At 41.8% G+C, this 13,519-nt stretch carries 13 protein-coding genes; 6 read left to right on the forward strand and 7 right to left on the reverse strand.

The genetic code is table 11. The features are described from left to right. The first annotated feature begins 23 nt into the window (after positions 1 to 23). The 6 genes from ACRWQN_RS16490 to ACRWQN_RS16515 all read left to right on the forward strand — a co-directional run bounded on the left by ACRWQN_RS16490 (position 24) and on the right by ACRWQN_RS16515 (position 6,740). Entirely contained in the window at positions 24 to 1,370 is a 1,347-nt protein-coding gene (locus ACRWQN_RS16490; RefSeq protein ID WP_434938910.1) for an ABC1 kinase family protein, read from the forward strand. A 72-nt stretch (positions 1,371 to 1,442) separates the two neighbouring features. Further along, entirely contained in the window at positions 1,443 to 2,234 is a 792-nt protein-coding gene (gene blaDIM, locus ACRWQN_RS16495) for a DIM/SIM/IMP family subclass B1 metallo-beta-lactamase (RefSeq protein ID WP_434938912.1), read from the forward strand. 67 nt (positions 2,235 to 2,301) lie between these two features. Continuing rightward, positions 2,302 to 2,688 (forward strand): VOC family protein, encoded by a 387-nt coding sequence (locus tag ACRWQN_RS16500; RefSeq protein ID WP_434931290.1) that lies wholly within the window; start codon positions 2,302 to 2,304, stop codon positions 2,686 to 2,688. 212 nt (positions 2,689 to 2,900) lie between these two features. Next, a complete protein-coding gene (locus ACRWQN_RS16505; RefSeq protein WP_434938914.1) occupies positions 2,901 to 4,607 on the forward strand; it encodes a pseudouridine synthase in 1,707 nt (568 codons plus the stop codon). 341 nt (positions 4,608 to 4,948) lie between these two features. Continuing rightward, a complete protein-coding gene (locus tag ACRWQN_RS16510; RefSeq protein ID WP_434927002.1) occupies positions 4,949 to 5,374 on the forward strand; it encodes a GYF domain-containing protein in 426 nt (141 codons plus the stop codon). A 67-nt stretch (positions 5,375 to 5,441) separates the two neighbouring features. Continuing rightward, positions 5,442 to 6,740: a GYF domain-containing protein gene (locus ACRWQN_RS16515; RefSeq protein WP_434938916.1), complete on the forward strand. Its 1,299-nt coding sequence runs from the start codon at positions 5,442 to 5,444 to the stop codon at positions 6,738 to 6,740. A gap of 89 nt (positions 6,741 to 6,829) precedes the next feature. On the opposite strand, the gene cobO is transcribed toward ACRWQN_RS16515, so the two are convergent. From cobO to ACRWQN_RS16550, 7 genes are all read right to left on the reverse strand, one after another. Further along, a complete protein-coding gene (gene cobO / locus ACRWQN_RS16520) occupies positions 6,830 to 7,522 on the reverse strand; it encodes a cob(I)yrinic acid a,c-diamide adenosyltransferase (protein WP_434927004.1) in 693 nt (230 codons plus the stop codon). Further along, entirely contained in the window at positions 7,519 to 9,003 is a 1,485-nt protein-coding gene (locus tag ACRWQN_RS16525; RefSeq protein WP_434940685.1) for a cobyric acid synthase, read from the reverse strand. Before ACRWQN_RS16525 ends, cobO begins: the two co-directional genes overlap by 4 nt. Before the next feature lie 80 nt (positions 9,004 to 9,083). Further along, complete coding sequence (gene cobU / locus ACRWQN_RS16530) at positions 9,084 to 9,656, reverse strand: bifunctional adenosylcobinamide kinase/adenosylcobinamide-phosphate guanylyltransferase (RefSeq protein ID WP_434938918.1); 573 nt, start codon at positions 9,654 to 9,656, stop codon at positions 9,084 to 9,086. Next, the gene (locus ACRWQN_RS16535) at positions 9,656 to 10,438 is read right to left on the reverse strand and encodes an adenosylcobinamide-GDP ribazoletransferase (RefSeq protein WP_434938920.1); all 783 of its coding nucleotides are present in this window, start codon (positions 10,436 to 10,438) and stop codon (positions 9,656 to 9,658) included. Before ACRWQN_RS16535 ends, cobU begins: the two co-directional genes overlap by 1 nt. Positions 10,439 to 10,445: 7 nt before the next feature. After that, a complete protein-coding gene (gene cobT, locus ACRWQN_RS16540) occupies positions 10,446 to 11,492 on the reverse strand; it encodes a nicotinate-nucleotide--dimethylbenzimidazole phosphoribosyltransferase (protein ID WP_434938922.1) in 1,047 nt (348 codons plus the stop codon). 75 nt (positions 11,493 to 11,567) lie between these two features. Then, positions 11,568 to 12,650, reverse strand: a complete 1,083-nt coding sequence (locus ACRWQN_RS16545; RefSeq protein WP_434938924.1) for a FecCD family ABC transporter permease — start codon at positions 12,648 to 12,650, stop codon at positions 11,568 to 11,570. Continuing rightward, positions 12,647 to 13,510, reverse strand: a complete 864-nt coding sequence (locus ACRWQN_RS16550; RefSeq protein ID WP_434940686.1) for an ABC transporter ATP-binding protein — start codon at positions 13,508 to 13,510, stop codon at positions 12,647 to 12,649. The genes ACRWQN_RS16545 and ACRWQN_RS16550 overlap by 4 nt, the downstream gene beginning before the upstream one ends. Positions 13,511 to 13,519 lie beyond the last annotated feature (9 nt).

Consider the following 13,519-nt stretch of genomic DNA (forward strand, 5'->3'; position numbering starts at 1 on the left):
ACTGGTAGTCGATTTTAGCCTATATGAACAAGCCATCTGATACTCAAAAAGCCGCTAAAGTACCCAGTAGCCGAGTTGCACGTTTTTCAGCATTTGGCGGGTTAGCCACTCGCTTAGCTGGCAACATAATTAAAGAAGGGGTAAAACAATACAGCCAGGGTCAATCACCGCAGCTGAAACAGCTGGTTATGACCCCAACGAATATTGGCCATATTGCAGACAAACTGGCGCAATTACGTGGCGCAGCGATGAAAGTCGGCCAAATGCTTTCGATGGATGCAGGCGAGCTGTTACCACCAGAGTTAACTGAAGTACTGGCCAAGTTGCGTTCTAACGCTAACTACATGCCCCATAAACAACTTATCGGCGTATTGAAGTCTCACTGGGGAGACAATTGGTTAGATGCTTTAGGTCAATTTGAGTTACGCCCATTTGCAGCAGCATCAATCGGTCAAGTGCATCTTGCTTACTTAGCCACAGGGGAGAAGCTGGCGGTCAAAATTCAATATCCGGGTATTAAAGACAGTATTGATAGCGACATTGATAATGTCGCCTCACTATTAAAAATGTCAGGATTAGTACCGAATAACGTCAAACTTGACGAGCTCCTTTCCCAAGCTAAACAGCAACTACACCATGAGGCTGATTATCTTCACGAAGCGGCATTACTGATTCAATATAAGCAATGGGTTAAACACCAAGCCCACTTTATTGTGCCAAAAGTTTACCCTGCACTGAGTAACAACAGTATTTTATGTATGGAGTTTGTTGAAGGCCAGTCAATCGAATCTATAGCGTCATTAGATCAACACACCCGTGATAGTGTAGCCACCAGGTTATTACAGTTGTTTCTTGATGAGTTATTTACTTTTAAGCTTGTTCAAACCGATCCTAATTTTGGTAACTTTCAGTACCAAGCAGATACAGGTTGCATAGTACTGCTTGACTTTGGTGCTACGCGAACCATATCAAACTCATTATCGCAGGGTTATAAATTACTGATGCAGGGCGCAATGACCAGTGATATGGCATTAATCACTGAGGCTGCATCACAAATCGGTTTCTTCCAAGACAATATTTCTGCTGAACAGCAAGCATTGATTGTCGATATTTTTCATCAGGCATGCGAACCCTTAAGACACAATGGCGAATATGATTTTGCCCAAAGCCGATTAGCTAATAGAGTCACCGATGCAGCTAGATCAATGAGCACACAACAAGATGAATGGCACACGCCACCAATGGATGCTATTTTTATTCATCGTAAATTGGCAGGCATTTATTTGTTGGCGGCGAAGATTAAAGCCAAGGTTAACGTGCAGGCATTATTTTCTGTTCATCAAACTAATGATATCGAAAAATCGGTGTAACATGCCGTTATCTACTTTTTAAGAGCATGCTGTTAATGCTCAACCGACATCAAATATTATCTTGGAAAAACTATGGATAACGGCTTTAAAATCGGCTTGTTCTGTACGTGCTTACTCAGTGTACTCGTTACCGCATCAAGCCAGGCACATTCGATTAATACAGAAACGGTTACCCAAAATAGCTCAAACAGCACCAGTCAACCTGGTGAGTTTGCAATTGCAGAAATTGCCGATGGCGTTTATCTGCATCATTCATATTTAAATGTTACTGACTTTGGTGTAGTCGAAGCCAATGGGCTTGTCGTGGTGCAAGATAAACAAGCTTACATTATAGATACACCATGGACAGACAGCGATACGGCATTGTTACTTGAATGGATAATACAGCAAGGTTTCACCCCTGTTGCCAGCATTTCGACCCATTCACATCAAGATCGCGCAGGTGGTATAGGCTATTTAAATAACCATGGCGTTCAGACTATTGTCTCTGACCGTACCCAAGATATTTTAGCTGTAACTAATAAACCTCAAGCAAGCATGGCTTTTGAAGGTAATAGTTACACTGTAAAGTCTGATCTTATTGAGGTGTATGACTTAGGTGCTGGGCATACAAAAGATAACCTCGTGGTGTGGTTGCCAAAACAGCAAATACTATTCGGCGGTTGTTTGATAAAATCACTCGACTCAAAAACCATGGGCTATATTGGCGAAGCCGATATGCAGGCATGGCCGACAACGATTAATAAAGTAAACCAACAGTTCCCTAACATTAATCTCGTTATTCCGGGCCATGGTGCAAGTGGCGATACGACATTGCTCAGCCATACCATTGAACTAATCGAACAGTATAATCGTACACAATAACCTTACTGAATTGAGCAAAAACCCGTCTATTAATCGAACTCAATGAGTTCACACAAGGAGAGTCACCATGTTTAGTCACATCATGATCGGCGTTAATGATATTGAAAAGTCGAAAAAGTTTTACGACGCAATTTTAGCGACTTTAGGCCACGCACCAGGTGTCATAGATGATAAAGGCCGCTGTTTTTACTTCACCCCTACAGGCATTTTTGCATTAACTAAGCCGATTAACGGCGAGCCCGCTTGTCATGGTAACGGCACGACTATCGGTTTTGCGGCTGAAACCCCTGCCGCTGCTGATGCATGGGAAGCTATGGGTGTTAAAAGTGGTGGTACCGCTTGTGAAGGAGCGCCAGGTCTACGCCAAGGTCCTGGCTTTGAATTGTATCTAGCCTATTTACGCGATCCTGATGGTAATAAACTGTGTGCACTGCACAGAGTTGCTAAGAAATAATCTGCGCATGCAATCACAACTTAATGGGCGAAGTATTTATACTGCGCCCATTTTTTCATAAAATAAATTAGTAATACAACATCCTCTGAATTACGCTAAGACCTATTGAACCTTTATGCTTGAAAACACCACTTAAAGTAATAACGCTTATGGATGCATCACAATCCACTACAAGGTAAAATAGCCGCCCTTTGGTATAGTAAGAGTGTGTAATGGCTGTTAACGATCCCTGTTTTATTCTTTTCAATGGCAGTATTGCTGAACACAGCTTACCGGAGTCGTTTACTTTTCCGTTTTATTATCAACCTCACACCCTGTGCATACAAGCGGCAGAACAGTTACAACAAGACTTGTTAGACACAAACCCTTGGCGACATAACTTTGGCTTAGATCCTGAAAACGATCGTGGAATGGTCATAGGTAAAATGTTTGGGGTACTGGTTGTAAAAAATCAGCAGGACAAACTGGGATTTTTAGCGGCATTTTCAGGCAAGTTAGCAGATCAAAATATTTTGCCTCCCTTTGTACCGCCAGTGTTTGACATGTTAACTAAAGACAGCTTTTTTAGTGTTGAAAACAAACAAATCAATGATATCAATCAACTCATTATTCAGCATGAAACAGATCCCCAATTAACCAGGTTAGTTGACCTTTTAGCAGATCAACAGCTGCAGTCAGAAAATGAGCTCGAACAGCTACGATCTGTCATTATTGAAAGCCGTAAGCATAGAAAAGATCAGCGTGAGCAAGCTGATTTAGCCTTAGCGCAACATAACATGACCACTGAAGCATTCACATCATTGTCAATTGAGCTTAGTCGCCAGAGTGTGCAACAAAAATTTAAGCTTACTGAGTTAAAACAACATTGGGCAATCAAGGTTGACCATACCCAGCAACAGGTTGACACACGACAACAACAAATAAACCAATTAAAAAAGCAGCGCAAACAGCTTTCTAATCAACTGCAAAAGAAGCTGTTTAATCAGTACCAATTTTTAAATGTGTTAGCAGAAAGCAAAGATTTAAACACAATATTTCACGATGCCCCGAATCATCTGTCTCCAGCTGGTGCTGGTGAATGTGCTGCACCTAAATTATTACAGTATGCGTTTCAGCACCAGTTAACCCCTATCGCTATGGCTGAGTTTTGGTGGGGCTCATCACCTAAATCAGAAATAAAGCAGCATAAAAACTTCTACCCAGCCTGCCACAGTAAATGCCGTCCTATATTGGCACATATGCTTAAAGGTATGACCGTCGACCCTGATCCATTACTTGTGAATACCGCAGTCAATAAGCACATTGAAATAGTCTATCAAGATAAAGACTTAGCGATTATCAATAAACCCGCTGAGATGCTCTCTGTGGCAGGAAAAAATGTCACCGACTCAGTACAAACCAGAATGAAACAATTATTTCCCCAAGCCACTGGTCCACTTATAGTACATCGTCTTGATATGTCGACTTCAGGACTAATGGTAATAGCACTAACCAAAGACGCTAACAAAGCATTACAACAACAGTTTATTAACCGCACAGTAATCAAACGCTATATTGCATTAGTTGACGGTAAACCTAAGGGGCAAAATGGCACAATAAACTTGCCGCTTAGAGTCGATTTAAATGATCGCCCCAAGCAATTAGTTTGTTATGAACACGGTAAGCAAGCCGAAACCTATTGGGAGGTATATAAGCACAAAGGTGCCCGCACCCTTTTACACTTATATCCAAAAACAGGACGTACTCATCAACTTAGAATGCACTGCGCCCACCACCAAGGCTTAGGATTGCCTATTGTGGGAGATGACTTATATGGTATTCAGCAAAACAGGTTGCATCTGCACGCTGCATTTATCGGCTTTAACCACCCAACCACCGATGCGTGGATCGAATTTAATACTTTTGCTGACTTTGAATGATCGACATCAAAGACCCGCTAGGTAAAAACAATTAGACTATAATATCAGCACTAAAAAAGGCTTAACACTGCTGCAGTGTTAGGTTTGCGTCAAATAGACATTACACATTTAACAAGATCGATCCTTGATAAACAGTAGTCATGTTAAAAAATATAGGTTATTGTAACAAAATATATAGGTGCTAATTATGACTTCTGCTTGTTGTTGACACTTTTAGCTCCTAAAACATGACAAACCAAGTGACGTTGCCGCAAAAACGTGACTATAGTTGTAGACTACACCCCTGATTAATTATAAAAATAACTATAAGCTCAAGCACTGTTAAGGATAAAAGTGGAACTATGAAAGAATGGTATTTCTCACATAATGGTGAAGTTAGCGGGCCTCTAGGCTTGTCGGACTCAAACAAGTTTATCGAAAAAAACCCAGACACCTACGCCTGGCATCCATCTTATGCCCAATGGATACCAGTCAGTCATGTCGATGAGTTTGATATAGTAATCACACCACCACCTCCGCCTCAAGCGATCCCAAAAAAGTTGATTGAGCGTTTTATAGCAAAAGAACAAGAGCTTAATACCGCGCTAAGTCGAATTGAAACAACGATAAAGTCTCTTAGCAATTCACTCGCTGATTTTGATCGTGATACTAATAAGACGAAAACGATAACCCAGAATTTAAATCAAGAAGTTAAAACAACAATCCGAAGTGTTAATGAACAGTATGAGGCTTTACAAAGAACTCTTGCTGGCGTCGCAACTAAGTAATGATTCCAAATCATATTTGCGATAACTCCTAATCACTGTTGATAACGACTAAATAAGAATTATGATTATGAAAAAATGGTTTTTTTCACATGATGGCGACGTAACAGGGCCATTAACCGAAGTTGAGGCTATTGCGTTTTTACAAGACCAGCCTAACTGTTATGGCTGGCATCCAGCATTTTCACAATGGCTGCCGGTTAGCCATATTAGTGAATTCTCTGCTTTAGTGTCGCAGCCAGAATCGCCAGCTCAAATTCCAAAAGAGCTTATTAACGAGTTTACCTCTAAGCGGCGTGAGTTGACTGAAAACCTCGTTGAAATAGACGAGTCTATTAAATATTCTAAAACTTATCTATATGAGTTAGAACAAGAAATAAATATATACAAGCGTCTAACAAGTAAGTTAAGCGATGAAGTTAAGAACAATATCAGCAGCATTGAAAGTCGATATGAAGATTATCAAGCCCATTTTGAAGAACTTGTTAACGCTGTCAGTATTGCTAAATCTGAAATAGCTGAAGTCACTGCAGAATTTGATAAACGTCTACAAATAAGAGAAAAAGATCAAGCTTCAGTGCCTACGCCGTCTCAAGTTCCGTCAGATGCTTCTGCCACATCAATTATTGCCTCGAGCGTATCATTTGAATCAGTAGCAGCGAAATCAACATCAATCGATCCAATTGCCACTAAATCGGCATCTATTGATCCTGTCGCTACTAAAACGTTATCACTTGACCCTATAGCAACCAAGTCTGCATCATTAGACCCTGTGGCTAGCTCAGGACTATCATTAGATCCCGTAGCAATAAAAACAGTGCCTTTAGATCCTATTATTAGTAAAACAATCACCCTAGATAACGTTGCTGAAATTAGACCCAGAACAGCATCGTTAGACCCTCAGCCTATCCGACCATCGGCCAGCATGGACAATGTTGCTGTACGCTTGAAGCCGGGGGAATCTATTGATGATATTACGCCAAAAAAGTCGCAAGAGAAAATTGATAACATTCAATTTTCTGAAGAACTAAAAAACAATATAGAACAAAAACTTGAAAAGGTTTTTGAAGCAAGCCCTGCTATACCTGATGAAAAATCTAGTTCAAAAGCTGAGCCCTCTGCAAAATTGCAAGGCGTGACCAGTATTTTAAAATCAGTGTTCAGGGGCGATAAAAAAGTTGAACCCAAGCAAGAAGTCAAAGTGGAATCACCAGTATCTCTAGCCCACAGCAATGATGATCTAGATGATGACCATGATGACCATGATGACGATTTTCTTGATAATGAAGAACGAAATGGAACTGACGGAGAACCTACTGCAGCAGATAAAGAAAGCCGCATGCGCCGCCGTAGTAGAAGACGTCGTTAACACTAAGTACCAATAAAAATGGCCAACTTAACATAAGTTGGCCATTTTTTTAGCTGAACCCAATGTATGCTTTAAGCGACATTTATTGATTAATAGTCAAATCCTAACTGAGCTTTGATCCCTGCATTAAACGCATGCTTAATCGGCTGGACTTCACTCACCGTATCAGCAAGCTCGATAATCTCCCGGTGACAAGAACGCCCAGTAATAATCACATGTTGCATTGCAGGTCTGTTTCTCAAGGCTGTGAGAACTCGCTCTAACTCAATATAATGATAGCTAACCATGTAGGTTAACTCGTCCAATAATAATAAATTCACCGACTCATCTTGCAGCAGTTTCTCTGCGTATTCCCAGGCTTCTACAGCCGCTTTAGTATCTTTTTCTTTATCTTGTGTTTCCCAGGTAAAGCCGGTTCCCATAACATGGAACTCAACCCCTGCACCTTCTAACAAATTACGTTCACCACATGCCCAAGTGCCTTTAATAAATTGCACTACCGCGGCTTTGTGACCGTGGCCAACCGCGCGTGCGACAGAGCCAAAGCCAGAAGTTGATTTACCTTTACCATTACCGGTAAGCACTAATAAAATGCCCTTTTCTTGCTGTGCTGCGGCAATTTTAGCATCTACACCTAGCTTTACTTTTTGTTGACGAGCTTTATGGCGATCCGCCTTTTGATTACCAAGCTTAGTACTTTCAAGACTTGTATTGTCAAGATTAGTACTGTCAACATCAGTACTGTCGATGTTTGCATTGTTGTCTGTTGTCTTCTCGGTCATGAGATCACTCCGGTTAATTTGTCTAAATCAAGATGTGTTTCTAATACGTCAGCAAGACGATTTAATTGCTGTTCGCGAATGTGATTAATATCGATTGCTTCAGCTTGAGCAAGACCGGCCCATTGTAAAAGCAGCTGACAAGCTGCTGGACTATCAAATAAGCCATGAATATAAGTGCCCATAATCAAGTTATCTTGACTAACTTGACCATCAAACTGAGTCGCTTCAGTACCGATCTTAATAGGATGTGTAATATCACTATGGGTAAAGTTCGATACACCACAATGAATTTCATAGCCTGTAAAGCTAACCTGTTGCTGCTCTAATTGTAAGTAACCACTTACTTGAGTAAGGGTTTTATGTGTGGTTAATTTAGTATTAATATCCAACAAAGCTAAACCTTTGATGCTGCCTGCAATATCTTCTACACCGTGGGGATCATCAATCAGCTGGCCTAGCATTTGATAACCACCGCAAATACCAATAACCTTTCCACCGTAACGTAAATGCTTAAAAATAGCCTTATCCCAGCCTTGCTGGCGCATAAAAAGTAAGTCGGCACGGACATTCTTACTGCCAGGTAAAATAATCAAATCAGCATCAGGAAACACCTTATGTTGATCTGCCATACTGATATAGCGAAACTCAACCTGAGGATGCAGGCGTAATGGATCAAAGTCGGTATGATTACTGATCCGCGGAAAAACTAGCACCAATACGATTAGCTTGTTCGTGGTAACTGAGGGGCTTAGGTTTGAAGATTCAACTAAACCGTCTTCGGCATCAAGATGTAAGTCGTGCAAATAAGGTAATACACCAAAAACAGGTTTTTTAGTATAGCTTTCTAACCAGTCAATGCCGGGTTGAAGCAAACCTATATCACCGCGAAATCGATTAATCACAAAGCCTTTTACTCTAGCTTGTTCAGATTCGCTCAATAGTGCCAATGTACCCACAAGGTGAGCAAACACACCGCCTTTATCGATATCAGCAATGATTATCACCGGGCAATCCGCGACTTCGGCAAAGCCCATATTAGCGATATCACCCTGGCGTAAATTAATTTCAGCGGGACTGCCAGCGCCTTCAATAACGACCAGTGAGTACTGTTGCTGCAAGCGCCGATAAGATTGCATCACTGCCGTTAATGCTAGGGTTTTATAACCTTGGCTTTCAGGTCCAAAAAATGCTTTAGCTTCAAGTGTGGTTAGCGCTTTACCATGAATAATGACTTGAGCACCGGTATCAGAACTAGGTTTAAGTAATACAGGGTTAAAATCAGTATGCGGCTTTAGATAACAGGCAATGGCTTGCAACGCTTGTGCTCGGCCAATTTCACCACCGTCTTCGGTTACCGCACTGTTTAACGCCATATTCTGTGGTTTAAACGGCGCGACAGCAATATGCTTACGGGCAAAAACACGGCACAAACCAGCAACTAGAGTACTTTTACCCGCATCGGATGTGGTGCCCTGCACCATCAAAGCGCCTGTTAATGTGTTCTTGATGTCGCGAGTAGATGGGGTATGACTGTTCTTGAGATGAGCGCTATCTATGGTCATTAGGATTTAGGCGCTTTTAATGAAAGAGGTAATCCGGCAACGATTAAACTGACTTGATCAGCCAATAAAGCAACGGATTGGTTTAACCAGCCAGCTTGATCAACAAACTCACGGCTCAGTTCCCCCATAGGCACAATACCCGACCCCACTTCATTACTGACTAATATAATATGAGATTGCAGTTGTGGCAAAGTCGACAATAACTGCTGCTTTTCCATTTGCCAGCTAGATAGGATACCGTTTTGTAATTGCTCTGGTGCCAAAGATAATAGATGATTGGTTAAATATAAGGTTAAGCAGTCAACTAAAATAACCTGGTTAGCTTTATCAATTTGGTTTAAACAATCAGCCAATGCCAATGGTGTTTCAATGGTTTGCCACAACAGCTGACTGGTAATTCGATCCTGCTGATGACGCGATATTCTTGCGTTCATCTCGTCATCACCAGCGGTAGCAGTCGCAATGTAAATAACATCCATATGTTGCGGGAATGCCTTAACAATGTTGGCCACATGCTGTTCTGCAAAGCCACTTTTACCGCTTCTGGCTCCACCGAGCACTAAATGGATCACTAACTTAAACCAACCGCCAAAATAACCAAGTAGCACACAATTTCGCTAACTTGTTGCGCGGCACCTAAGGTATCACCCGTGTATCCGCCTATTTGGCTTCTAAATAAACTGCCTAATAAAAAACGTACACCCCAAAGAATAATAAACAAAGCAAAAGCAGCAAAACCATTGAGCCACAACAATACAAAAATACCGCTGGCTAACAGAATGAATAAATCGTTCAACGACTGATGCTGCGCTAAAGGTTTAGATTTGCCACTGTCATCTCGGACATATTTTTCACTAAATATTAAGCTAGCGGCAACCACTCTGCTCAATGTGTGCGCCACAATAAAACCACTAATTGCCGCCATTGGGCTATATAATGCTAGCTCCACTAATAACTGCCATTTCAATAATAACGCTAAACCAATAGCTAGCGCACCATAACTTCCCAAACGGGAATCTTTCATTATCAGTAGTTTTTCTTCAACACTCCAACCACCACCAAAACCATCAGCAGTGTCTGCTAAGCCATCTTCATGGAAGCCACCAGTGGCAATAACACCGACTACCATGGCCATTAATACCGCTATACTGGCCGGTAAAATAAGTTGAACTAGCCAAAATACCAAAGCGCTGATTAAGCCAATCACCAAGCCTACTACACCAAAAAATCGGCTAGATTTATTGAGCTTTTCAGCATCAATTACCACCCATGATGGGATAGGAAGACGAGTAAAAAAACTTAATGCCACAAAAAATAGATTTAATTGTCTTAAACCACGGTATAGATTAGCCATACTTTCCTTAAACTACATTATCAACACCAGCATCTTCGAAACTGGCCATGTCATTATAAAAATTGATTGCTGCTTGTACTATGGGTAGTGCCAACGCCGCCCCCGTTCCTTCCCCTAAACGTAATCCTAGGGACAAAATAGGCTTAGCATTTAAATGCGCTAGCATTAATTTATGCCCTTGTTCTTCTGATTGATGAGCAAACACTAAATAGTCTCGAGCCGCAGGGTGTAATCTTACAGCGACTAATGCCGCAGCGGTAGAGATAAACCCATCAATTAGCACTAATATTTTTCGCTCAGCCGCCGCCAAGATAGCCCCAGTCATTTGCACAATTTCAAATCCGCCCAAACACGCTAAAATATGCAGGGGAGAAGTTAAACTTGAACGATGTAATATTAATGCCTGACTGATAAGTGATTTTTTCAATGCATAGGTCTTGTCATCAATACCTGTACCGCGCCCGACGCATTGCTCAACATCTATATCAAGTAACACCGCCATCATTGCCGCTGCGGATGAGGTATTACCTATGCCCATTTCACCAAGGGCGATGACATTACAACCGGACAATACGTGTCGTTCAACCACTTCACTAGCAGCCTCAAAACCTTGTGTGACTTGCTCAATACTCATGGCTGGTGCCAGATGAATCGCCTCGGTACCATTACCTAATCGATATTCAGTTATCCCATCTAACCCCAAAGGAGCGAGTACACCAGCATCTATAACTTCTAGATTAAAGCCCATTTGCCGACAAAAAACGTTAACTGCGGCGCCACCATGAACAAAATTAGCCACCATTTGGCTGGTGACTTCACTTGGGGCAATAGACACGCCGTACTTAGCAATACCGTGGTCGCCGGCAAACACCAATAAACCTGGCTGGTTAATATGTAATTTTGTGGCTGTAGGATCACATGAAAACTGTATTTGAGCGATTTGCTTAACTAATACTTCCAGTAAGCCTAGGGATCCCTGAGGTTTAGTTTTTTTATCAATCTTATGTTGGATCATAGCATCAAACTGATGAGTAACCGGCACAACGGTAAACATAACCACTCCTCGTCAGGGTAATCACTGACAAATCAAAAAACGTCATTAACACTCAAGCTATTATTAACTCAGCTATTAGCGCCTGTGCCGTAGAATAAATAAGAAAAATACACTGCCAATGGCTGCGGTAATAATACCTACTGGTAACTCTTGATTGCCTAAAATACAACGAGCGACAACATCAATCCAAACCATAAACAGCCCGCCTATAATGGCCGTTACTACCATAGGCTGGCGTCCTGGAAATAGTAAACGCACACAATGGGGGATCATCAAACCAACAAATCCAATGCCACCACAACTTGCGACTAAAATGGCGGTGATCAACGAGCACAATAACAACATATTTAAACGCAGTTTGGCGACATTAACCCCTAGGGTATGCGCGGTTTCATCACCGGCTTGCAGCGCAACAATTTGACGTTTAAATACTAAAATAATGACTAAACTACTGGCCACAATGACACTGGGTAATACCACGCCAGCCCAACTAGCTTTAGCAAAGCTGCCTAATGTCCAAAACAGCACTGAGGCAGTGGCTTGCGGGCTTGAAAAATACAGCACTAGACTCGTTAAGGAACCAAATAAAAATGATGTAGCCACACCTGATAACAACATCCGCTCAATTTGGCTACTGCGTCCTAAACCAGACAAACTCAACACCAGCAGTACTGACAAACTTGCGCCCGCAAATGCGCCTATAGGCAGGAGTAAATTTTGCCAACTCCACCAAGCGAGTTGCCCAGAAGAAAGCGCAAGTAAATCAGCCTGCGCAAATAAGCCGCTTGATAGCAGGCTAAAGACCACCACAGCGCCAAATGATGCACCAGAACTAATGCCAAACAAATACGGGTCGGCTAATGGATTGCGGGTAACTGTTTGCAATACGCTGCCCGCTAAGGCCAAGCCAGCTCCAGCAACAAAAGCCAGCATAATACGCGGAAAACGCAGTTCAAATACAATCCGTTCAGTAATGCTTGCGGGATGAAAGACCAAGTCATCTTGCCAAGGCCGTCGTTGAATGATCGCCGATAACACATCGGTAAAGTTGATACTGGCGGCACCAAAGCTGGCCGCAGCAATCGGGCTCATTGCTGCCAATATAGCCAATATAAGCAGAAAAAATTGGTAGCGACGGTGCTCTTTAACTGGGCTCATGATTGAACCTCGCACTCACTTGAGGTTAATCCATTATCAGCAAGCACTTTCACCTGTTTCTTGGGCACATAACCATAAAAATAATTGATCAGTGGTTTAGTATGTTGCGGATGTTTTTTAACTTCGCAGCACACTTCAAACACGCCGCCGATTTGCGCTTCTGTTAGTACCTCTGTTGGACAGCCCTGTGCTACCAGCAGGCCCTTATTGAGTAGTAAAAGGTGGTCGCACATTGCACTTGCCAGGTTTAAATCATGAATAGAGGCAATGACCGTAATACCTAAACTTTTCACTAATTCTAAAATTTGAATTTGATAACGAATATCTAAATGATTAGTTGGCTCATCTAAAATCAGTAATTGCGGACGCTGCACTATCGCTCGAGCAATCAAAGCTCGTTGTTTTTCACCACCCGATAATTGGCCATATTGCAAAAACGCTTTATCAGTTAACCCCACTTTATTGATGGCATCATTAATAAGCTGATTATCTTCGGCGGTATAGCCATCAAACATACCTTTATGCGGTGTTAAACCCATTGCAATTAATTGACTGGTATTCATATCAAAAAACTGCGGAGTATCTTGTTGGACTACGGCAACTTGAGTGGCAAAAGCTTTTCCATGAAATTGACTAATATCTTGACCAAATAAGGATATTGTTCCGCGACTTGGGGTAATGTAGCGATATAAACAGCGCAGTAAACTCGATTTACCCGCACCATTTGGGCCAATAATTCCAAGCATTTTATTGGCTGTAAGGCTAAAACTAATATCAGCTAAAATTTGAGTATCATCATGTCGCCAACTCAGCTGATTAACCACTAAAGCAGGTATCGATGCTGATGAATTAGCGGCCATTAGCGCTTC

It is taken from the genome of Shewanella sp. HL-SH8 (assembly GCF_051165765.1).
GTDB classification, from domain to species: domain Bacteria; phylum Pseudomonadota; class Gammaproteobacteria; order Enterobacterales; family Shewanellaceae; genus Shewanella; species Shewanella glacialimarina.